General features: G+C 64.5%; 23 protein-coding genes. 10 read left to right on the plus strand and 13 right to left on the minus strand.

Features of this window, described 5'->3' with window-relative positions; all coding sequences use genetic code 11:
• From B5E66_RS03730 to B5E66_RS03775, 10 genes are all read right to left on the minus strand, one after another.
• The coding region (locus B5E66_RS03730) for a TPM domain-containing protein (RefSeq protein ID WP_087228845.1) at positions 1–754 on the minus strand (754 nt) is incomplete at its 3' end.
• Entirely contained in the window at positions 751–1,473 is a 723-nt protein-coding gene (locus B5E66_RS03735; RefSeq protein ID WP_087228848.1) for a LemA, read from the minus strand. The genes B5E66_RS03730 and B5E66_RS03735, both read right to left, overlap by 4 nt.
• 1 nt (position 1,474) lies before the next feature.
• Positions 1,475–2,629, minus strand: coding sequence for a toxic anion resistance protein (locus B5E66_RS03740; RefSeq protein WP_087228851.1), 1,155 nt, complete (start codon positions 2,627–2,629; stop codon positions 1,475–1,477).
• 45 nt (positions 2,630–2,674) lie between these two features.
• A complete protein-coding gene (locus B5E66_RS03745) occupies positions 2,675–3,298 on the minus strand; it encodes a 5-bromo-4-chloroindolyl phosphate hydrolysis family protein (protein ID WP_087228854.1) in 624 nt (207 codons plus the stop codon).
• 115 nt (positions 3,299–3,413) lie between these two features.
• A complete protein-coding gene (locus B5E66_RS03750; RefSeq protein WP_087228857.1) occupies positions 3,414–3,899 on the minus strand; it encodes a DNA-deoxyinosine glycosylase in 486 nt (161 codons plus the stop codon).
• Positions 3,896–4,777: an HAD family hydrolase gene (locus B5E66_RS03755; RefSeq protein ID WP_087228860.1), complete on the minus strand. Its 882-nt coding sequence runs from the start codon at positions 4,775–4,777 to the stop codon at positions 3,896–3,898. The genes B5E66_RS03750 and B5E66_RS03755 overlap by 4 nt, the downstream gene beginning before the upstream one ends.
• Before the next feature lie 15 nt (positions 4,778–4,792).
• Entirely contained in the window at positions 4,793–5,563 is a 771-nt protein-coding gene (locus B5E66_RS03760; protein ID WP_087228863.1) for a tRNA threonylcarbamoyladenosine dehydratase, read from the minus strand.
• Entirely contained in the window at positions 5,560–6,771 is a 1,212-nt protein-coding gene (locus B5E66_RS03765; RefSeq protein ID WP_087228866.1) for a CCA tRNA nucleotidyltransferase, read from the minus strand. The genes B5E66_RS03760 and B5E66_RS03765 overlap by 4 nt, the downstream gene beginning before the upstream one ends.
• Complete coding sequence (locus B5E66_RS03770) at positions 6,768–7,682, minus strand: ribonuclease Z (protein WP_087228869.1); 915 nt, start codon at positions 7,680–7,682, stop codon at positions 6,768–6,770. Before B5E66_RS03770 ends, B5E66_RS03765 begins: the two co-directional genes overlap by 4 nt.
• Positions 7,683–7,701: 19 nt before the next feature.
• Positions 7,702–8,184, minus strand: coding sequence for a YbaK/EbsC family protein (locus tag B5E66_RS03775; RefSeq protein ID WP_087228873.1), 483 nt, complete (start codon positions 8,182–8,184; stop codon positions 7,702–7,704).
• 440 nt (positions 8,185–8,624) lie between these two features.
• Here B5E66_RS03775 and B5E66_RS03780 point away from each other — a divergent pair, with 440 nt between their 5' ends.
• The 3 genes from B5E66_RS03780 (at position 8,625) to B5E66_RS03790 (ending at position 11,406) form a co-directional block, all read left to right on the plus strand.
• Entirely contained in the window at positions 8,625–9,968 is a 1,344-nt protein-coding gene (locus B5E66_RS03780; RefSeq protein WP_087228876.1) for an MATE family efflux transporter, read from the plus strand.
• Positions 9,969–10,009: 41 nt separating this feature from the next.
• Complete coding sequence (locus tag B5E66_RS03785) at positions 10,010–10,630, plus strand: cytidylate kinase-like family protein (RefSeq protein ID WP_087228879.1); 621 nt, start codon at positions 10,010–10,012, stop codon at positions 10,628–10,630.
• Positions 10,631–10,845: 215 nt separating this feature from the next.
• On the plus strand, positions 10,846–11,406 hold the full coding sequence (locus tag B5E66_RS03790; protein WP_087228882.1) for an ECF transporter S component: 561 nt from the start codon (positions 10,846–10,848) through the stop codon (positions 11,404–11,406).
• A 53-nt stretch (positions 11,407–11,459) separates the two neighbouring features.
• Here the strand turns inward: B5E66_RS03790 and B5E66_RS03795 are convergent, their stop codons facing one another.
• The gene (locus B5E66_RS03795) at positions 11,460–12,353 is read right to left on the minus strand and encodes a LysR family transcriptional regulator (RefSeq protein ID WP_087228885.1); all 894 of its coding nucleotides are present in this window, start codon (positions 12,351–12,353) and stop codon (positions 11,460–11,462) included.
• Between the two features lie 167 nt (positions 12,354–12,520).
• On the opposite strand from B5E66_RS03795, the gene B5E66_RS03800 reads away from it, so the two are divergent.
• Both B5E66_RS03800 and B5E66_RS03805 read left to right on the plus strand, forming a co-directional pair.
• Positions 12,521–12,757, plus strand: coding sequence for a hypothetical protein (locus B5E66_RS03800; RefSeq protein WP_087228888.1), 237 nt, complete (start codon positions 12,521–12,523; stop codon positions 12,755–12,757).
• A 16-nt stretch (positions 12,758–12,773) separates the two neighbouring features.
• Positions 12,774–13,769 carry an alpha/beta hydrolase gene (locus B5E66_RS03805; protein ID WP_087228892.1) on the plus strand — a complete coding sequence of 332 codons (996 nt, stop codon included), beginning with the start codon at positions 12,774–12,776 and terminating at the stop codon, positions 13,767–13,769.
• A 47-nt stretch (positions 13,770–13,816) separates the two neighbouring features.
• Here B5E66_RS03805 and B5E66_RS03810 read toward each other — a convergent pair whose 3' ends face one another.
• Positions 13,817–15,172 (minus strand): MATE family efflux transporter, encoded by a 1,356-nt coding sequence (locus B5E66_RS03810; RefSeq protein ID WP_087228895.1) that lies wholly within the window; start codon positions 15,170–15,172, stop codon positions 13,817–13,819.
• Positions 15,173–15,536: 364 nt separating this feature from the next.
• Here B5E66_RS03810 and B5E66_RS03815 point away from each other — a divergent pair, with 364 nt between their 5' ends.
• Together B5E66_RS03815 and B5E66_RS03820 are read left to right on the plus strand one after the other, a co-directional pair.
• The gene (locus B5E66_RS03815) at positions 15,537–16,154 is read left to right on the plus strand and encodes a flavodoxin family protein (protein ID WP_087228898.1); all 618 of its coding nucleotides are present in this window, start codon (positions 15,537–15,539) and stop codon (positions 16,152–16,154) included.
• Positions 16,155–16,274: 120 nt separating this feature from the next.
• The gene (locus tag B5E66_RS03820) at positions 16,275–17,207 is read left to right on the plus strand and encodes a tRNA dihydrouridine synthase (RefSeq protein ID WP_087228901.1); all 933 of its coding nucleotides are present in this window, start codon (positions 16,275–16,277) and stop codon (positions 17,205–17,207) included.
• A 52-nt stretch (positions 17,208–17,259) separates the two neighbouring features.
• Here B5E66_RS03820 and B5E66_RS03825 read toward each other — a convergent pair whose 3' ends face one another.
• Entirely contained in the window at positions 17,260–17,505 is a 246-nt protein-coding gene (locus tag B5E66_RS03825) for an IreB family regulatory phosphoprotein (RefSeq protein ID WP_087228904.1), read from the minus strand.
• Between the two features lie 173 nt (positions 17,506–17,678).
• Between B5E66_RS03825 and B5E66_RS03830 the strand changes: the two genes are divergently transcribed.
• The 3 genes from B5E66_RS03830 to acgA all read left to right on the plus strand — a co-directional run bounded on the left by B5E66_RS03830 (position 17,679) and on the right by acgA (position 19,220).
• Positions 17,679–18,086: a holo-ACP synthase gene (locus tag B5E66_RS03830; protein WP_087228907.1), complete on the plus strand. Its 408-nt coding sequence runs from the start codon at positions 17,679–17,681 to the stop codon at positions 18,084–18,086.
• 155 nt (positions 18,087–18,241) lie between these two features.
• Positions 18,242–18,595, plus strand: coding sequence for a type II toxin-antitoxin system PemK/MazF family toxin (locus B5E66_RS03835; RefSeq protein ID WP_087228910.1), 354 nt, complete (start codon positions 18,242–18,244; stop codon positions 18,593–18,595).
• A gap of 409 nt (positions 18,596–19,004) precedes the next feature.
• Positions 19,005–19,220 (plus strand): ACGX-repeat peptide, encoded by a 216-nt coding sequence (acgA, locus tag B5E66_RS03840; RefSeq protein ID WP_087228913.1) that lies wholly within the window; start codon positions 19,005–19,007, stop codon positions 19,218–19,220.
• Positions 19,221–19,256 lie beyond the last annotated feature (36 nt).

Raw genomic sequence — 19,256 nt, forward strand, 5'->3', positions numbered from 1 at the left:
GGCCGCGGCGGGGCGCCCGGGGCCCTCTGGGCGGCCGGGGCCCGCGGAAGTTGCTGCCCAGGCACCAGCCGAAGCAGAAGGGGAAGAAATTTCCCATCACGCTGCGGGCCACCATGATCACCGCCAGCAGAAAGATAAAGCCGAGCACGATCGCCCCAAAGGCCTCCGAGACCCGGGTCAGCAGGTCCGGTTCGGGGGCGGGGGCGCTGCCGTCCCCGGTCAGGCTGACCCCGTACACATCCGCGACGGCGTCGGCCACCGCCGCAGCACAGGTTTGGACCGCGCCGTCGTAATCTTTGGCGGCAAAGTCGCTCTCCATGGTCTGGGCCAGAGGGCTGGCCTGCCGCTCCACCGTGGTGTTGCGGAAGCCGTCCCCGTAGGTGAGGTAATAGTCGCCGTCGGCGTAAAGGGGGGACTCCATCACCAGCAGCAGAAGGATGCCGTTATCCTGGTCCTGATTCCCGACGCCCCAGGTGTTGAAGGCCTCCAGGGCGTATTCCTCGGTGGTGGCGCTGCCGGTGTAGTCCACCGTCAGCACCCCGATCTGAGCCCCCTGGCAGCTGGCTTCCAGCTGGCCGTTGAGCTGGTCGATGTACGCGGCGGTGTCATCCGACAGCACATTGGCCGCGTCCACCACGCACTGATCCGCCGGCAGGTCGGGCAGGCTGACGGCGGCACAGGCAGGCGCCGCCGCCCCTGCCGCCAGCACCAGGGCCAGGCCCCATGCAGCGGGCTTTTGCAGAAGTTTTTTCATCCGAACACCTCGATCTCATCCACACCGAACAGCCCCTTGAGCACACTGGCCCAGGGCCCGCCGGTTTCATTTTGATAGTCCATCACGGCCTGGTTGTAGTGCAGGCTGCCCAGGATGGTGCCGGCACTGTTGAACAGGCCATACTGGGTGCCCACCGCCCCCATATTCAGGGGGTCGTCGGCCAGGGCCTGCATCTCCCCGTACAGCAGGTCGATGGCACTGCCCAGCGCCTCGTTGGCCCGATACATCTCGGACATCCCGGCGCCGCCGCTGTCCAGAGCCTCCTGGCAGGCGGTAAATCCGTCCAGGGCCACCTGGGCCGCCGTCACCGCGCTGCTCTCCGCCCCCAGGCCGGGGGTGTTGAGGGCGCTGGTGATGACGTTGGCGGCGGTGTTGGCCCGCTCGGACAGTTCGTCGTTCAGGTTGTAGCCGTTGTCGCCCGGCGCGCCCACCGTGTACCAGCTTCTGGCTTCATGGTAGCGGCCCCGCAGCTTGACGCCGCCCAGGCCCGCCGCAGCCCCTGCCAGCACCGCCACTGCCAGCACCAGGGCGACGGCCCGGGTGCGCAGAGGGGCAGGCAGGGCCTTTTCCATTTTGGCCAGTTTTTTCTGCAAAGGGGTCAGAGCCGGAGCCGCAGTCTCCCGGGGAGCGCTGCGGTAACTGGAAGCGTCAAAGCCGCCGGGGGCCTGACGTCCGGGTTCAAAATCTGCATTTGCCATATCAGCCGCGGATCTCCATCATCTTTTGTTTCAGTTCGTCCTCGATGCGGGTCAGCTCCTGCTGGGCCGCCTGGCGCTTGGCCCGGCCCTCGGTCTGGATCTTGTTCAGCTCGTCCAGCGTCTCGATGAGGCTCTTGTTGGTCTGCTGCAGCGTCTCGATATCCACCACGCCGCGCTGGGACTCCCGGGCCGTCTCGATGGTGCCCATCTTGAGGGCCTCGGCGTTTTTCTTCAGCAGGTCGTTGGTCATGTTGGTCACCGCCCGCTCGGCCTCCATGGCCCGCTGGCTGTGGGCCAGGCCCAGAGCCAGCACCATCTGGTTCTTCCACAGGGGGATGGTGTTGACGATGGTGGACTGGATCTTCTCGGCCATCATGGTATTGTTGTTTTGCAGCAGCCGGATCTGGGGGCCCATCTGCAGGCTGATGTTGCGGGTCAGCTCCAGATCATAGAGCTTTTTCTCAAACCGCTCGCACTGATCGGCCAGGTCCCGGGCCGCCTGGGCGTCCTCGGGCAGGCCGCTGCGTTTGGCCTTGTCCATGGCCTGCTGCAGCTCCTGGGCCCGCACCTGCTCCAGCTTTTTCTTGCCCGCCAGGATATACATGGACAGCTCTTTGAAATAGGCCATGTTCAGCTCGTACATCTTGTCCAGCATGGCGATGTCCTTGAGCAGCTGCACCTGGTGGCCCTCCAGCATGGCCTGGATGTTCTCCACGTTGGTCTCGGCCTTGTTGTACTTGGTCTTGAGCTGGTCCAGCTGGTTGGACTTTTTCTTGAAGAAGCCAAAGATCCCCTTTTCCTCCTCGGCGGCGTCGAAGCTCTTCAGCTCGCCGATCAGGTCGGTGATCATCTCCCCCACCTCGCCCAAGTCTTTGGTGGACACCTTGGCCAGCGCCGCCTCCGAGAAGTCGCCGATCTTCTTCTGGCTGGCCGCGCCGTATTGCAGCACCTGCTGGCTGTTGGTGATGTCGATCTTCTCGGCGAAGTCGTCCACCATCTTCTGCTCCTCGGGGGTCAGGCGCACCTCCTGCTGGGGAGGCTGGGCCGGCTGCTGCTGTTCCTCCTGGGGGACGGCCAGGTCGGCCGCGGGGTCCAGCGTCAGGGAGGGGGTGGCGGGGGCGTCGAAGTCAAAGTTCAAAGTGTTGTTGTCTGCCATACAAGATTCGTCCTTTCTCAATGTTCATACCGCAGGTCAGGCCCTTTACAGGCCCTGGTTCTTCATCAGAGTCTCCAGCACCGCCAGGTCCGCCGACAGGTCCATGCTCTCCGAGGCATAGAGGGCGTCCAGCTGGTTCTCAAAGGCGGTGGCAATGGTGCCCACGTTCTTTTCCACCTGCGCCCGGACGGCAGCGGCGTTTTCGCCCCGCACCCCCTGGCGGGCCATGGCGGCGTACTGCTCCAGCACATGCACCGCGTCAGGCAGGTAATAGTTGGCGAAGCGGCGCACCTGCTTGGCCTTGGCGGGGGCGGCCTCCACCACCTCGATGATGGAGCGGCCCGCCTTTTCCATCCGGTCCATGGCGGCGGACAGCTCCGGGTCGGGCAGCGCGTCGTTGAGGGCGTGGAGGGTGTCCAGTTTCTGCTGGATGTCGGCCAGCATCTGGTCCACGTCCCCGCTGCCGGTGTGGAAGGGGACCTCCCGCAGGATGACCTGGGGCGGACAGACCCGCCTGGCCGCCAGGAACACGGCCGCTGCGCCGGCCAGCGCCACCGCCAATGCCCACAGTTTGTACACCGGCAGCAGCGCGCTGAGCACCAGCCCCGCCGCAGCCGCCGCATAAAATGGCAGGACGCTGGGCTTTTCGGTGCGGATGATCTTACTCATGGTCCTATCTCCTTTGGGGCAAAAAAGCCCTGTCAATACCATAATAAAGCCTTTTGGCAAAAACGCAAGGCCTTGGGCAAAGATTTTACAGGTTGGAAATGATTTTACACAGCCCTTACAAAAGGTACGGGCCCAGAGCCTCTCCCCAGGCCTCCCGCAGCCGGGCAAGGCTCCATGCGGCGTTGGCGGGGCTTGTGCTGGGCAGGCGCGCCGCCGGTATGCCGCTGACCGGCTGCATATACCGGACATACAGCCTGTGGGCCTGGGCCCCGTTGCAGAACACCGCCCGGATGGGGGCGCGGGCCAGCAGGGCCGCGATATCCTCGGGGACGGCGTCCCGGATGGAGGCATCCGACGCGCCCTGGATGGTGCAGCTGGCCAGCACATCCCACAGGGCCAGGCCGTGGCGCAGGATGATGCCGCGCTTGGCCTCGACGTCCTCCCGCCGGGGCGCCGGCTCGCCGGTCAGGGCGGCCAGCAGCGGCCAGAACCGGTTCTGGGGGTGGCCGTAATAGAACCCCATCTCCCAGCTTTTGGGGCTGGGCCAGCTGCCCAGGATCAGCGCCCGGCTTTGCGGGCCATACACAGGGGCGAAGCTCACGGGCGGAACACCCCTCCCCAGGCCGAACCCAGGTCGCAGCCGGAAGGCTCCGCCCGCGGTCCGTCGAACCACAGCTCCTCGATCAGGGCGGCCAGGCCGTCCTCCCGCACATCCCCGATGACGCGGTCGGCGGCGGCCAGGGCTGCGGGGCTGCCGTTGGCCATGCAGCAGCCCAGCCCTGCGGCCTGCAGCATCCCGATGTCGTTGTCCGAATCCCCGGCGGCCACCGCCTCCTCCAGGGACAGACCCATGGCGGCGCAGAGGCTGGCAAGGCCCGCCCCTTTATCGACGCCGTCCCGCACCACATCGTAGCAGCACCAGCCGTTGGCGTTCCGGCCGCCCACCCGCATCATGTGCAGCTTCAGGTGGCCATATTTGCGCTGGAAGGCCTCCACCGCCTCCTCCGGACAGACCATGAAGGCCGCGTGGGGCATATCGATCAGGTGGCGGTCCTGGTCTTCCCCGTCCACACAGGCCAGCCCCGGGCTGCCCATCTGTTCGTAGCGGCTGCGCAGGGCCTCATAGCCGCAGTAGGCATAGTACCCATCCCGGAAGTTGAATTGCAGCAGGTAGTCGTAGTCCTCGCAGAAGTCCACCAGCGCGTACATCTCCTCGTTGGTGAGGGGGCGCTCATAGACGGCGGCGCCGCTGCGGTCCACCACATAGGCGCCGTTGCAGGTGATGGCGTAGTCAAAGCGGATGGCCCCCAGCTGGCCCGGGTTTCTGACGGCGGGCCAGGCCCGCCCGGTGCTGAGGACGAACTTGCCCCCTGCGGCCTGCATCTTCCGCACGGCCGCCTCCACTGCGGGACGGGGGCGCTTTTCCCCGAAGGGGACAAGGGTGTTGTCGTAGTCGCTGGATAAGATCTTGTATTTCATGCTATCCTCACAGTGTCAGTCGTTGCGGCAGCCGGTCAGGTCGCAGACCACCTGTCCGGCGATGATCAGCCCCGCCGCCGAGGGCACAAAGGCATTGGAGCCGGGCGCCCTCTTTTTGGGCGCGCCGGGCCGGGCCGGGCTGCTGTCCGGCATCCCGGCGGGCATCGCCTCCTCCGGGCGGGGGGCCATGGGCGGTTCTTTGGAATAGACCACCTTCAGATGGTCGATGCCCCGCTTGCGGCATTCGGCGCGCATCACACGCGCCAGGGGGCACACCGACGTCTCGTACAGGTCCGCCACCTCAAAGCGGGTGGGGTCCAGCTTGTTGCCCGCCCCCATCGAACAGATGACCGGCACCCCGGCCGCCCTGGCCTGCATCACCAGGGCCAGTTTGCCGCTCACCGTGTCGATGGCGTCCACCACATAGCTGTACTGGGAAAAATCGAACTGGTCCGCCGTCTCGGGGGTGTAAAAGACCTTGTAGGTACGCACCTGGATATCCGGGTCGATGTCCCGGACCCGGGCGGCGGCGGCGTCCACCTTGTACTGTCCCAGGGTGGAGTGGGTAGCGATGATCTGGCGGTTGAGGTTGGACAGGCAGACCTTGTCGTCGTCGATCAGGTCCAGCGCGCCCACGCCGCTGCGGGCCAGGGCTTCCACCACATAGCCGCCCACGCCGCCCACCCCGAACACCGCCACGCGGGCGGCACGCAGGCGGTCGATGCCCTGCTGCCCCAGCAGCAGCCGGGTGCGGGAATATTGTTCTCTTGCAGTATCTGTCGTCATAGGTTCTCCTTCAGCCATCCCAGCAGCGGGTCGTGCTGGTTGGGCAGTTTTTCCTCGATCACCTGCTGCAGGGCGGCTTCCAGCAGACGGCCCACCCCGGGCCCCGGCCGGACCCCCAAAGCCAGCAGGTCTTTGCCGTTCACCGCCAGCTGCCCCACACGGCAGCAGGCCCCTTCCCGTTCCAGGCGGCGCACCTCCCCGGCCAGACGGGCAAAGCCCTCGTCCCCGGTCTGTCCCCGGCGCAGCGCCAGCAGCCGGCCGGCCCGCCGTGCGTCCATCCGGGCCAGCAGGCGGCGAGCCTGAAGGCGGAGCGGTTCACCGGTCAGAGGCAGGGCGCTGTCCGCCGCCAGGGCACACACCTCCTCCCCCTGGGCCCGGGAGCACCGCAGGGCGTTCACCGCCTGCCGCGCAGCCCCGGGGCCGGCGGGAGCCAGCAGGGCCGCCAGACGGACCAGAGGGTCGGGGGGCAAAGCGTCCACCACTGCCAGCGAGGCGGCATAGCGGGCCGGCTGCCCCGCCGTATCCAGCCAGGGCAGCACCTGTCCCAGGATCTCGGGGGGCATCCAGGAGCCGGGCTGCGGGGCCGCCAGCAGCTTGTACAGCTCCTGCCAGATCCGTTCGGCCGAGACGCAGTCCAGCCGGGCCCGCTCCGCTATGGCGGCCCTGCCGGTGGCGGGTTCGACGGCAAGCTGCTCCCGGGCGCCAAAGCGGTACAGCCGCAGGATGCGCAGCCCGTCCTCCTCAAAGCGGCGGACCGGGTCCCCCACCGCCCGCACCAGCCGGTGCACCAGCAGGTCCTCCCGGCCCCCAAAGGGATCGATCAGACCTTCGCCGGGGGCATAGGCCATGGCGTTGATGGTAAAATCCCGGCGGGCCAGATCCGCCTCCACCTCCCCCACAAAGGACACGCGGTCGGGGTGCCGCCCGTCGGAATAGCCCTCCTCCACCCGGAAGGTGGTCACTTCATACAGGCCTTCTCCCTGCCTGACGGTGACAGTGCCGTGCTGCAGCCCGGTGGGGATGCACCGCTCCGTCCCGAACAGCTCCATGGTCTGGCGGGGCCGGGCGCTGGTGCAGATGTCCCAGTCCTGGGGGGTGCGGCCTGCCAGGCTGTCCCGCACGCAGCCCCCCACCAGGTACGCCTTGTGGCCGGCCCGGCGCAGGACCTCCAGCACCTGCCCTGCCCCGGGGTCGATCCAAAGGGTCATGGCTCCGCCTCCTCAAAGCGCAGGGTGATGCTCTTGCCGTCCAGGCCGCACTCTGCCGCCGGGCAGATGGACTGCACCAGGGGCAGGAAGGCCTCCGGGTCCTCGATGCGGGGGGAATAATGGGCCAGCCACAGCCGCCGCACCCCCGCCCGGACGGCCAGCTCCGCACTCTGGCGGAAGGTGCTGTGGCCATATTTGGCGGCCTCGGAGGCCAGCTCGTCCTCCGCATAGGTGGCATCGCAGATCAGCAGGTCGGCGTCCCGGGCGGCGGCCTCCAGGGCAGGGCAGGGGGCGGTGTCCCCTGAGAACACCACCTTGATCCCCCGCCGGGCGGGTCCGCAGACCTGCTGGGGGACCACAGGGCCTCCGGGCAGCTGCACCGCTTTTCCCTGCTGCAGCTGCTTCCAGTATTTCAGCGGCACCCCCAGGGCTCTGGCTCTTGCAGGGTCGAACCGGCCCGCCCGGGGCAGCAGGAACTGGTATCCCTGGCTTGGCACCCGGTGCCGGGTGGGGATGGCGCGCACTTCGGCCCCGCCCTCGAACCACAGCCCGTCGGACCCCATCTCGGCCGGCAGCACCTGGTAGGGCAGCGGCCCCGCCAGTACCCGCATGACGGACCAGAACTGCTCCAGACCCCGGGGGCCGGTCAGCAGCAAAGGCCGGGTGCGCCCCTGGCAGCCGATGGTCTGCAGCAGGCCGGGCAGCCCGAACACATGGTCCCCGTGGTAGTGGGTCAGGCAGATGGCCTCCAGCCGGGACAGCCCCACACCCGCCCGCATGGCGGCGGCCTGGGTGCCCTCGCCGCAGTCGAACAGCAGGCTGTGCCCCTGCCAGGACAGCAGCGCCGCCGTCAAGGCGCGCTGGGGCAGCGGCATGGTAGCCGCCGTGCCCAGCAATGTCACCGTGACCATAGGGCCCCCTCCTCTCTTATCAGCCCTCTGCGGGCTGCCAGTTCTTGCAGACGTCCACCCAGGCAGTGCAGCCGGAGTACCGCTCCAGCTCGGGGATGGTCAGCTCGATGGCCGATTTGCTGCTGCCCGCCGCCGGGAACACCGTCTCGAACCGCTTGAGGGATTCATCCAGGTATACCTTGACCCCCGGGTTGACCCCAAAGGGGCACACTCCGCCCACCGCGTGGCCCACCAGCCGGGCGGCCTCGTCGGCGGTCAGCATCTTGGCCTTGGTGCCAAACTGCTGCTTGTATTTGTGGTTGTCCACCTTGGCGTCGCCGGCGGCCACGATCAGGATGGGTCCGCCGTCCACCATAAAGGACAGGGTCTTGGCGATGCGGCAGCCCTCGCACCCCAGCGCCTGGGCGGCCAGCTCCACCGTGGCGCTGGAGACATCGAACTCCAGAATGCGCCCATCCATGCCATAGGTCTTGAAATAGTCTCTTACACGCTCGATCGACATTGTCATTACCCCTCTGCTCAAATAAAAAAAGATGCGCGGCGCGCGCCGCGCCCGGTTCTACTATAATAGCATACCGGGCCAAAAAACGCCAGCCGGGCGCCCCTCCCGTTTGCCGCATCCCGCCGCGCTTGACTTTTGCCGGCCGCCTCTGCTATAATGGTCCCGGCGTGGATCTGAAATGTTCCCGGTACGGTCCGATTTTGCCCCGGACGGCCCGTTTGGCGCGCCTGCCGGCACACAGATACGCCCCGCTGCATCCAAACAGAATATGGCTCCATCGGAGGATCGTGTATCGCAATACACAATAGGGATACTGCATCCCTGATCGGATAAGATGACGAGTGCGCTCGGTTGTTGTTACGTTGTTGCAATGGCCGGGCGCTTTTTTTGCAGAGCGCTCCGCTGCGGGCCCACAGGAGAAAGGAGACTTTTCGCTTTTTATGGATTCTACCGCACTGTTTTCCAAAACGCCGCCCCTGAAACTGTTCTTCATCGCCTCCCTTCCGGGCGCGGTGGGCATGCTGGCCTCCTCGCTGTACCAGCTGATCGACGGCATTTTGGTGGGCAATTTTCTGGACTCCACCTCGTTTGCCGCCCTCAACCTGGCCATGCCCTTTGTCATCATCAATTTTTCCCTGGCCGACCTGGTGGGTGTGGGCTCGTCCGTGCCCATTTCGGTGGCCCTGGGCCAGAATGAACGGCAGAAAGCCAACAACATCTTCACCTGCGCCTGCTTTTTGATCGTGGGGGCCGGCGCGGTGATCGGCGCGGTCATGTTCGCGGCCGCCCCCTTCCTGATCGGGATGATGGGGGCAGAGGGCGAGTTTGCCACCCAGGCGGTACAGTACCTGCGCACCTACGCGCTGTGCTCTCCCTTCACCACCATCCTGTACGCTGTGGACAACTACCTGCGCATCTCGGGGTATATCCGGGGCAGCATGGCGCTCAACATCCTGATGTCGGTGCTGTGCGTCGGCTTTGAATTCCTGTTTTTGGGCGTGTTCGGCTGGGGCATCTGGGCCGCGGCCCTGGGCTCCTCGCTGGGTATGTTCATCTGCGTGCTGCTGGCCTTCATCCCCTTTGTGCGGGGCAAAGCCCTGCTGCACTTCTGCAAACCCCGGTTCGACCTGGACCTGCTGCGGCAGATCATCGCCTGCGGCAGCCCCAGCTTTTTGAACAACATCGCCGGACGTCTGACCTCCATCCTGATGAATCTTTTCCTGGTGCGCCTGGGAGGCGAGCTGGCGGTATCGGTGTACGGCGTGCTGATGTATGTGGACGGCTTCATCCAGCCCCTGATGTACGGTATGTGCGACTCGCTGCAGCCCGCCGTGGGCTACAACTGGGGCGCCCGGAAATACTCCCGGGTGCGGGCCATCGAGAAATGCTGCTTCACGGCGGCGGCCGTCATCTCCCTGTTGTCGGTGGTGGTCATCCGGCTGTTCCCGGTCCAGATCACCCATCTGTTCATCACCGGGGCTGACGGAGATGCCCTGGCCCTGTCGGTGGGGGCGCTGCAGGTGTTCAGCCTGACCTACCTGACCCGTTGGCTGTCCTTCGCCACCCAGAGCTATATGCTGGCGGTGGAAAAATCCCTGGCGGCCTCCATCATCTCGGTGTCCACAGCCCTGATCTTCCCGGTGATCCTGCTGGTCGTCCTGTGGCCTTTGGGTCTGGACGGCCTGTGGATCAACTTCCCCGCCACCGCCCTGCTGGCGGCGGCGCTGGCCCTGCTGACTTTGCGCCTGAACTGGTCCAGCCTGCACCAGCCCGACGCATCGTGAACGTCATCCAACCCTTTGAGCCATCCGAGGAGGCAAAGCGTATGAATCGCATCATCACCATCAGCCGCGAGTTTGGCAGCGGCGGGCGGGAGGTCGGCAAACGGCTGGCCGACGCTTTAGGCTGCGCCTACTACGACAGCGAGATCGAGGCGGGCCTGGCCCGGCAGATGAACCTGGACCAGGGCTACGTCGCCCGCGCCATCGGCAACGGCATCCTCACCAGCATCCCGCTCCACTTTGGACGCACCATCTCCAGCCCTTCCCTGTATAAACAGCAGGTGGATATCCTGGTGGAAAAGCAGAAGCTGCTCAAAGAGCTGGCCGCAGCCTCCGACTGCGTCATCGTGGGCCGGGCCGCCGACGTCATCCTGAGCGGCGACGCCCCCCTCAAGCTGTTCGTCTACGCGGACATGGACCACAAGGTGGCGCGCTGCCAGCAGTATGAGGAGGCCGACCACCTGTCCTCCCCCCGCCAGCTGGAGCGGGAGATCAAACGGGTGGACGCCCGCCGGGCCCAGTACCACCGTATGTTCTCCGATATGCGCTGGGGCGACAAGACAGGCTACCACCTGTGCATCAACACCACCGGCCTGGAGATCAAGCAGCTGATCCCCCACCTGGCGGGGTACGCCAAAACCTGGTTTGAACTGCGCCGGAAGTGACGCTGCGCCCGGGGTCCAAAAGGCCCCGGGTTTTTGTTGTGGTCCCAGATATGCACAAACCGCATGGCTGCATATTCTAAGGAAGTATTTGTTTTTTGGTCTGCCCTGTGTTATAGTTGCGTTGAAAAAAACGGGTTGCCTGCGGGCGGCGGCTCTGGTACAATAGCTCCGGCACCTGCCCCCGATCCAACCAGCTTAGTGAGGAGAGAATGTCTATGCACACCAAGATCAAAAACCTGACCCTCGCAGCCCTGTTCCTGGCACTGGGCCTCGTGCTGCCCTTCTTTACCGGGCAGATCCCCCAGATCGGCAGTATGCTGCTGCCCATGCACCTGCCTGTCTTTCTGTGCGGGCTGATCTGCGGCTGGCAGTACGGCGCGGCTGTGGGCTTTGTGGTGCCCCTGCTGCGGTCGGTGCTGTTTGGTATGCCGCCCCTGTTCCCCACCGCCACTTCCATGGCCTTTGAGCTGCTGACCTACGGCCTGGTGGTGGGCCTGCTGTACAGCCGGTCCCGCTGGCAGTGCGTCCGCGCCCTCTACCGCTGCCTCATCGCCGCCATGCTGGCAGGCCGGGCCGTGTGGGGCGTGGTACAGGCGGTGCTGCTGGGCGCCACCGGCAGCAGCCTGACCATGCAGGTCTTTATGGCCAGCGCCTTCCTCAACGCCATCCCGGGCATCATCGTACAGCTCATCCTGATCCCTGTTGTGATGCTGGCTCTCAACCGCACCGGCCTGGTGCCCTTCCGCAAAAGTCAGCCCGACGCCCGCAAGGTGTGATCCCTTTCCGGCGCACAAAAAGCCGGAGCCTTTTTAGAGGCTCCGGCCTTTTTTTATCCTTCTGCGGCCTGGCGCAGCCGCTCCAGAAACAGCTCGGCCGCCGGGGAAAACACCTGGTATTTCTTCCACACCACATTCAGCCCTGCGGCAAGCCGCGGCTGCAGGGGCCGAAAGCACAGGGCGCTTTCACAGGAGGTGTTGGCCAGCCCTTCCAGGGTGACGGCGCAGCCCACCCCCGCCTCCACCAGGATCGAGGCGTTGTAGAACAGGTTGTAGGTGGCGGCCACCTCCAGCTTGTCAAAATCCTCCCCGAACCACTCCAAAAAGGCGTTGCCCCCCGGCTGGGGGCTGATGGCCTGGCTGGACAGTAGCAAAGGCAGGCCCAGCAGATCCTGCTTTTCGAGGCTGGGCTTGGCGGCCAGCGGATGGGTCTTGGGAAGCGCCACCCCCCACACGTCCTGGGCGGGCAGGTCGAGGCAGTCGTATTTGTCGATGTTGGCGGGCTGGATCAGGATGCCGAAATCCAGCAGGCCCTTGTCCAGCCGGTCGGTCACATCCTGGGCGTTGCCGCTGTGCAGGTGGAAGCGGATGCCGGGGTATTCGGCCCGCAGCCCGTCGATCACCCCGGCGATGAGGCGGATGGCCTGGCTCTCCCCGCCCCCGATGTACACATCCCCGCTGACGGTGTCCTCCATCGCGGTGAACTCGGCCTCGGTCTTATCCACCATGGCCACGATCTCCTCGGCCCGCTTGCGCAGCAGCATCCCTTCGGGGGTCAGATCCACCCGGTGGCTGCGGCGTATCAGCAGGGGGTGCCCCAGGCTGTCCTCCAGGTCCTGGATCTGCCGGGACAGGGTGGGCTGGGTCAGGTGCAGGTAATTGGCGGCCCGGGTGATGCTGCCCTCCCGGGCCACTGCCAGAAAATAGCGCAGCGTCCGTATCTCCATGTCATGCGCCCTCCTTTGCTGATGTTCAGATCCAGTATACACCCGATCTGGTATGCCTGCCAAGCATTTCTTGCAATAAAAAGCAAGTATTTGCTATTTCGTTCCCCTTGGCCTACAATAGACTCAGCGGGGCGCTTCCCGGACATATTCTGAAGGAGGCATGGCAGATGAAAGCCATCACAGAGGACCGGGCCTTTCGCCTGGAGCGGAACCTGACCGACGCGGGCTGCAGCCGGGAGCTGATCGAACAGTTTTTCCAGCTGGAGCAGAGGGGCTGCCGCTGCCGGCAATACAGGCTGCTGGCGCGGCACAAGGCCGCCCTCCTGGAGGCGCTGCACCAGCTGGAATACCAGATCGACTGTCTGGACCACCTGGTCTATATCCTGCACAAAGAGGACGCATGAAACGGAGGTTTTTGCTATGACAGAAGAAAAGCTGCACCTGACCGAAGAATGGGACAAGACCTTTCCCCAAAGCGCCAAGGTGGACCACCGGAAGGTGACCTTCCACAACCGGTACGGCATCACCCTGGCCGCCGACCTCTACCAGCCCAAAGACGCCCAGGGCAGGATGCCCGCCATCGCGGTCTGCGGGCCCTTTGGCGCCGTCAAAGAGCAGGCCTCCGGTCTGTATGCCCAGACCATGGCCGAGCGGGGCTTTCTGACCATCGCCTTTGATCCCTCTTTCACCGGGGAGAGCGGCGGCCAGCCCCGGTATATGGCCTCCCCTGACATCAACACCGAGGACTTCCAGGCTGCCGTGGACTTTTTGTCGGTGCAGGACAACGTGGACCCCGACAAAATCGGCATCATCGGCATTTGCGGCTGGGGCGGCATGGCCCTGAACGCCGCCGCCCTGGACACCCGGATCAAGGCCACCGTGGCCTCCACCATGTATGACATGACGCGGGTGAACGCCAAAGGTTATTTTGACGCCGAGGACAGCGAAGCCGACCGCCACGCCAAGCGGGAGGCCCTCAACCGCCAGCGCACACAGGACTACCAAAGCGGCAGCTATGCCCTGGGCGGCGGCGTGGCGGACCCTCTGCCCGAGGATGCCCCCGCCTTTGTGAAGGACTACCACACCTACTACAAGACCCCCCGGGGCTACCATCCCCGGTCCCTCAACTCCAACGGCGGCTGGAATGTCACCGGTTGTATGTCCTTTATCAACCAGCCCATCCTGCAATACGCCAACGAGATCCGCAGCGCGGTGCTGGTCATCCACGGGGAAAAGGCGCACTCCTGCTACTTTGGCCGGGACGCCTTTGCCAACATGGTCAAGGGCAACGCCTACACGGCCAACAAGGAACTGCTGATCGTCCCAGGCGCGTCCCACATCGATCTGTACGACAACCTGGACGTCATCCCCTTTGACAAGATGGAGGCGTTCTTCTCCACCCATCTGCACGCATAAAAACAAGCCAGGCCCGGCGGGTCTGGCTTTCAGCGTATGAAACAGGTTCAGGTTTCGGTGTTTTCCATGGTCTGCCCGGAAAAGACTTTCCTGCGGCAGATGCCCCAGCTGACCGCTGCGGCCACCGCCTCGGTGACCCAGAAGGCGTGCCAGACGCCGCTGGCTCCCAGCACCCGGCTGAGCAGGAAGGCCGCCGGGATGATGAGCACCGCATACCGCAGCAGGGAGATGAGGAGGGAGGGACCGCCCATCCCCAGGCCTTCCAGGGCGCCGCAGGAGATCACCGACACCGACGAGATGATGAACCCGATGCTGATGATCCGCAGCGCCGTGCTGCCTGCGGCGATGGTCTCGGCATTTGTGGAGAACAGCCCGATCAGGCTGCCCGGCACCGCCCAGCACAGGACGGTGCCCGCCACCATGATGCCCGCCGACAGAGCCAGGCCGGTAAAGAAGATCCTGCGCACCCGGCCATACTCCCGGGCACCGTAGTTGTAGCCCACGATGGGGCGCATCCCCTGTACGATGCCGTTGGCGGGCAGATACAAAAAGGTCTGTAATTTGTAGTAGACCCCCAGCACCAGCACATATACCTGAGAATAGCCCGCCAGGATGATGTTCAGGCAGGAAATGAGCAGGGAGGGCAGGGCCAGGTTCAGGGTGGCAGGCACCCCCACTGCATACATTCTTTTGGTGATGGAGCGGTCCAGCATATCCCGGCCCGGCCGGATGCGGATGGGGATCCTGTGGGTCATATAGCACCCCAGATAGATGAGCAGACTGAGCACCTGACCGATGCCGGTGGCCAGGGCCGCGCCCTCAATGCCCATCTCCGGGAAGGGTCCCAGGCCAAAGATCAGCACCGGGTCCAGGATGATGTTGGCCACGCACCCGGACATCATGCACACCATGGTCAGCATCATCCTGCCGGTGGCCTGGAAGATCTTCTCCAGGGACATGGAGGCAGCGATCACCACCGAGAACAAAAAGGCGATGTTGGAATAGCGCACCCCCATATCCACGATGGCGGCATCCTGGGTGAACATCCGCAGGAAAGCGGGCATCACGGCGATGCACACCACCGTCAGCACCAGCCCGTGCAGGACGTTCCATACCACGCTCTGGGCGGCGGCGGCATTGGCCTTCCGGGTCTCCTGGGCTCCCAGGTGATAGGAGATCACTGCGTTGGCCCCCACCGAAAAGCCTATGGTCACCGCATTGATCAGGTTCTGGACGGGATACACCAGCGACAGGGCGGTCATGGCGTCCTCGCTGATCCGGGCCACATAGTAGCTGTCCACGATGTTGTACAGCGACGATACCATCATGGACAGCACCATCGGCAGCGACATGGACAGCACCAGCGGCAGGATCGGTCTTGTTTTCATAAAGCTCTGCTGCATAAGCGGTCTTCCGTTTTCTCCTTTCACGTTTCGCCCTCCCGCCGGGAAGGCACACATCAAAAAAAGCCATATACCTTCCTGTTTGATTCAGAAACAGGAAAATATATAGCTCTTGGGCGTTGTTATTGTAATATATCCGGGGCCGGTTGTCAATATCCAAAATGGCCCGGGCGCGCTTTCCTTTCCCGCTTCATTGTGCTATAATCAGATCAAACTGCTATGACAAAGGAGGCCGCTCCCATGCAAAAGACCATCCGCCTGCTCTATCCCGACCACCTGGCCGGAACCGTTCCGCCGTTCAACAGGCCCTGAGCCTGTTCTCCATACCGCTCTCTGAGCAAATCCGAAAAAAGAGGTGCAAACCATGAACGTTCTCATCATCAACGGCAGCCCCCGGGTAGGGGGCAATACATCCATCGCCCTGAAGGAAATGGAGCAGGTCTTTGCCCAGGAGGGCATCGAGACCGAGACCATCCAGGTGGGCGGCAAGGACATCCGGGGCTGCATCGCCTGCGGCACCTGCTTCACGCGGGGCAAGTGCGTCTTTGACGATCTGGTCAACCAGACGGCCCCCAAGTTTGAGGCCTGCGACGGACTGGTCATCGCATCCCCGGTCTATTATGCTTCGGCCAACGGCACCCTGATCTCTTTCCTGGACCGCCTGTTTTACAGCTGCCGCTTTGACAAGAGCATGAAGGTAGGGGCCAGCGTGGTGGTGGCCCGCCGGGGCGGCCTTTCCGCCACCTTTGACGAGCTGAACAAATACTTCACCATCGCAGGGATGCCGGTCGCCTCCAGCCAGTACTGGAACAGCGTCCATGGCCGCGCCCCCGGCGAGGCCGCCCAGGACGCCGAGGGCTTACAGACCATGCGCACCCTGGCGCGGAATATGTCCTTCCTCATCAAGAGCATCGCCCTGGGCAAGGAGAAATACGGCCTGCCCCAGAAGGAGCCCGCCCAGTTCACAAACTTCATCCGCTAAAGCGCGGCGCTTTTGCGGCATACTGAGCCCGCCCCACCCGGGGCGGGCTTTTTGCCGCCGCTTGACAAAGGGGGCCGCTTATGCTATTGTGTCGAGGAATAAGCCCAAAGGAGACATTTTATGCGCTATTACGCAGCCCCCATGGAGGGCCTCACCGATCTGGTGTGGCGGCAGGCCCATCAGCGCTATTTCGGCGGGGCCGACCGCTACTACGCCCCCTTCCTCTCGCCGCCCGAAAACCGGGTGCCCGTCAAAAAGAAGATGGCCGAGCTTCTGCCCCAGGCCAATCCCGGCGCGCCTTTGATCCCCCAGCTGCTTGCAAAGGACGGCAGCTGCGCCGCCTGGATGATCGGGGTGCTGCGGCAGATGGGCTACCGGGAGGTCAACCTGAACCTGGGCTGTCCTTCGGGCACCGTCACCGCCAAGGGCAAGGGGGCCGGGATGCTGCGGGATCTGGACGCCCTGGACCGCTTCCTGGACACCGTCTTTTCCGAGGCGGGCGGGCCCATTTCGGTCAAGACCCGCATCGGGGTGGAAAAGCCCGAGGAGTTCGGCCCCATCCTGGAGGTGTACGGCCGCTATCCCATCACTGAGCTGATCATCCATCCCCGGGTGATGCGCCAGCTCTACCGGGGCCAGGCTGACCGCGCCGCCTTTGAGGCCGCCCTGCCCGCCTGCAAAGCCCCTGTGTGCTACAACGGGGATCTGGCTTCCCCCGGGGAGCTGGCCGCCACCCAGGCCCGCTGGCCCGGCCTGTCGGGCCTGATGGCGGGCCGGGGCCTCATCGCTGACCCGGCGCTTTTCCGCAGGGCCCGGGGCGGTCCCCCTGCCTCCCGGCAGGAGCTGCAGGGGTACATGAACGACCTGTACGCCGGCTACACCGCCGCCTTTGGCAGCCCCCAGGCCGCCATCAGCCGGATGAAGGGGTTCTGGTCCTATACCATCGGCCTGTTCGAGGGGGCAGGCAAGCTGGAAAAGCAGCTGAAAAAGCTGCGCGACCCCTGGGAGTACGAGGTGGTGGCCTCCCAGATCTTTACTTTGCCCCTGCGCTAGGGCATAAAAAAACCACCGCCCTCTCGGGGCGGCGGATCGGATGCCGGTGGGGTCAGTCACCCAGGTAGCTGCGCAGCAGCGCCTGCAGCAAATCGTCCCGGTCCACTTTGCGGATCAGGGAGCGCGCACCATTGTGGGTGGTGATGTAGGTGGGGTCTTCCGACAGGATATAGCCCACCAGCTGGTTGACCGGGTTATAGCCCTTTTCTTTCAGCGCAGCATAGACCTGCTGCAATATCTCGCGGATCTGCTCGTCCTTTTCATCGTGGATCGAAAAAATAGCAGTAGGTTCACTCATAAACAATCCACTCCCTTCTGCCTTGTGAAAACAAGGCGCTGTGCGGCTGGGGCCCGCCGCATTCATGTACCTCTTATTCTACACGAATCAGGGGCAAACTTCAAGTACACGGGCAAATATTTACAAAACGGATACAAAAACAGCAGATGCAGCGCTGTTTTAAGGAGGTCATCATGATCTACGGCATCGGATGCGACCTGTGCGCCATCCCCCGGATGGAAAAAAGCCTGACCGGGCCCCATGGCGGGGCCTTTGTGCGGCGGGTGTTCGGCCCGGACGAACGGGAGGCTCTTGGCCTGTCGGAACAGACCGAGAGCCTGCCGGCCCGGCGGATAGCCAGTGCCGCCGCCAACTTTGCCGCCAAGGAAGCCTTTCTGAAAGCGGCCGGCACCGGGCTGGCCGGTCCCTTTGCCCTGGCCGAGATCCAGGCCGTGCGGCTGCCCTCGGGGGGGCCGGCCTACCGGTTTTCGGGCCGCACCGCCCAATGGGTGGCCCAGCGCCGCCTGACCGCCCATCTGACGCTGAGCCACGACGGCGGCATGGCCATGGCAGTCTGCCTGCTGGAGAGCAGCGATAACTGACCGGGGCCGCCGCATAGAATGGAACAACACCCGTGCATAACCCGCGGCCGGTCGGGGCATACTTCTGGTGTCCACCAAAGGGCTGCGGGCCGCTGGCACGCCGGCACATAGAGCGGCCAAGCACCGCGCCCCCCATACTGCAAGGAGGGAGTTCCATGGAGGTACACAGAGGAGAAGTTTTCTATGCCGACCTGTCGCCTGTGGTCGGCTCGGAGCAGGGCGGCGTCCGCCCTGTGCTGATCGTCCAGAACGAGATCGGCAACCGCCACAGCCCCACCGTGATCGCGGCGGCCATTACATCCCGGCTGGATAAGACCCGCCTGCCCACCCACATCAACATCCGTGCGGCGGACACCGGCCTGGCCAAGGACAGCGTGGTACTGCTGGAGCAGATCCGCACCCTTGACAAGCACCGCCTGCGCCAGCGGGCCGGGCAGATCACCCCCGAAGACCAAAAACGGGTCAACCAGGCCCTGGACGTCAGCCTTGGGCTGGACAGCGCCACCTGACCCCCAAAATGCCCCGCCCCGCCGGCGGGGCATTTTTGCGCCGCAAAAGCAGTCCTGACCGTACGCACCTGCCCGGTCGGGACTTTTTTGATGCGCCTGCCCAAAACGCGGTTTTCCGATCCGCCTTTACCGTGCCGCCCGGAATGTTCCAAAAAATTTTTTGCACCGGCGCGGCGGCCAAAAAGCCGCTGGCGGTCAAAAAGTTACCCGCAGGTAACCGTCCATTTGTTACCTCCCGGTAACTATGCCACAAAATTGTGCGTACTTTACAGTCCGGCAAAGCGGCATTAGAATGGAGCCGCAAAGGGAAGCGGACGGCCCCCGCTCCCTGCATCATCGGTGACCGCGCTTTGGCGTTCACATAACGATCCCGGGCCCCCCGCGGGCCCACGACAAGGAGGAGAACGATATGTCCTTGAAGAACCTGTTCCACAAAGAGACCGAGGGAAAGGCCGCTTCTGCCTGCGGCACCGCTTGCGGCGCCGGTGACAAGAAACCCACCGCCTGCGGCACTGCCTGCGGCGCCGGCGACAAGAAGCCCACCGCCTGCGGCACTGCCTGCGGCGCCGGTGACAAGAAGCCCACCGCCTGCGGCACTGCTTGCGGCGCCGGCGACAAGAAGTGATCTGACCCCGGGTCCCCGCGGTGCTTGCCCTGGCCC

The organism is Faecalibacterium sp. An121 (assembly GCF_002160915.1).
Lineage (GTDB): Bacteria > Bacillota > Clostridia > Oscillospirales > Ruminococcaceae > Faecalibacterium > Faecalibacterium avium.

Excerpts from the sequence above, each read along its gene's own strand:
- B5E66_RS03760 (WP_087228863.1), bottom strand. The coding sequence starts at position 5,563 with ATGACGACAGATACTGCAAGAGAACAATATTCCCGCACCCGGCTGCTG.
- B5E66_RS03745 (WP_087228854.1), bottom strand. The coding sequence starts at position 3,298 with ATGAGTAAGATCATCCGCACCGAAAAGCCCAGCGTCCTGCCATTTTAT.
- B5E66_RS03795 (WP_087228885.1), bottom strand. The coding sequence starts at position 12,353 with ATGGAGATACGGACGCTGCGCTATTTTCTGGCAGTGGCCCGGGAGGGC.
- B5E66_RS03830 (WP_087228907.1), top strand. The coding sequence starts at position 17,679 with ATGATCTACGGCATCGGATGCGACCTGTGCGCCATCCCCCGGATGGAA.
- B5E66_RS03785 (WP_087228879.1), top strand. The coding sequence starts at position 10,010 with ATGAATCGCATCATCACCATCAGCCGCGAGTTTGGCAGCGGCGGGCGG.
- acgA (WP_087228913.1), top strand. The coding sequence starts at position 19,005 with ATGTCCTTGAAGAACCTGTTCCACAAAGAGACCGAGGGAAAGGCCGCT.
- B5E66_RS03765 (WP_087228866.1), bottom strand. The coding sequence starts at position 6,771 with ATGACCCTTTGGATCGACCCCGGGGCAGGGCAGGTGCTGGAGGTCCTG.
- B5E66_RS03820 (WP_087228901.1), top strand. The coding sequence starts at position 16,275 with ATGCGCTATTACGCAGCCCCCATGGAGGGCCTCACCGATCTGGTGTGG.
- B5E66_RS03825 (WP_087228904.1), bottom strand. The coding sequence starts at position 17,505 with ATGAGTGAACCTACTGCTATTTTTTCGATCCACGATGAAAAGGACGAG.
- B5E66_RS03800 (WP_087228888.1), top strand. The coding sequence starts at position 12,521 with ATGAAAGCCATCACAGAGGACCGGGCCTTTCGCCTGGAGCGGAACCTG.
- B5E66_RS03815 (WP_087228898.1), top strand. The coding sequence starts at position 15,537 with ATGAACGTTCTCATCATCAACGGCAGCCCCCGGGTAGGGGGCAATACA.
- B5E66_RS03735 (WP_087228848.1), bottom strand. The coding sequence starts at position 1,473 with ATGGCAAATGCAGATTTTGAACCCGGACGTCAGGCCCCCGGCGGCTTT.
- B5E66_RS03835 (WP_087228910.1), top strand. The coding sequence starts at position 18,242 with ATGGAGGTACACAGAGGAGAAGTTTTCTATGCCGACCTGTCGCCTGTG.
- B5E66_RS03790 (WP_087228882.1), top strand. The coding sequence starts at position 10,846 with ATGCACACCAAGATCAAAAACCTGACCCTCGCAGCCCTGTTCCTGGCA.
- B5E66_RS03780 (WP_087228876.1), top strand. The coding sequence starts at position 8,625 with ATGGATTCTACCGCACTGTTTTCCAAAACGCCGCCCCTGAAACTGTTC.
- B5E66_RS03740 (WP_087228851.1), bottom strand. The coding sequence starts at position 2,629 with ATGGCAGACAACAACACTTTGAACTTTGACTTCGACGCCCCCGCCACC.
- B5E66_RS03775 (WP_087228873.1), bottom strand. The coding sequence starts at position 8,184 with ATGTCGATCGAGCGTGTAAGAGACTATTTCAAGACCTATGGCATGGAT.
- B5E66_RS03755 (WP_087228860.1), bottom strand. The coding sequence starts at position 4,777 with ATGAAATACAAGATCTTATCCAGCGACTACGACAACACCCTTGTCCCC.
- B5E66_RS03810 (WP_087228895.1), bottom strand. The coding sequence starts at position 15,172 with ATGCAGCAGAGCTTTATGAAAACAAGACCGATCCTGCCGCTGGTGCTG.
- B5E66_RS03770 (WP_087228869.1), bottom strand. The coding sequence starts at position 7,682 with ATGGTCACGGTGACATTGCTGGGCACGGCGGCTACCATGCCGCTGCCC.
- B5E66_RS03805 (WP_087228892.1), top strand. The coding sequence starts at position 12,774 with ATGACAGAAGAAAAGCTGCACCTGACCGAAGAATGGGACAAGACCTTT.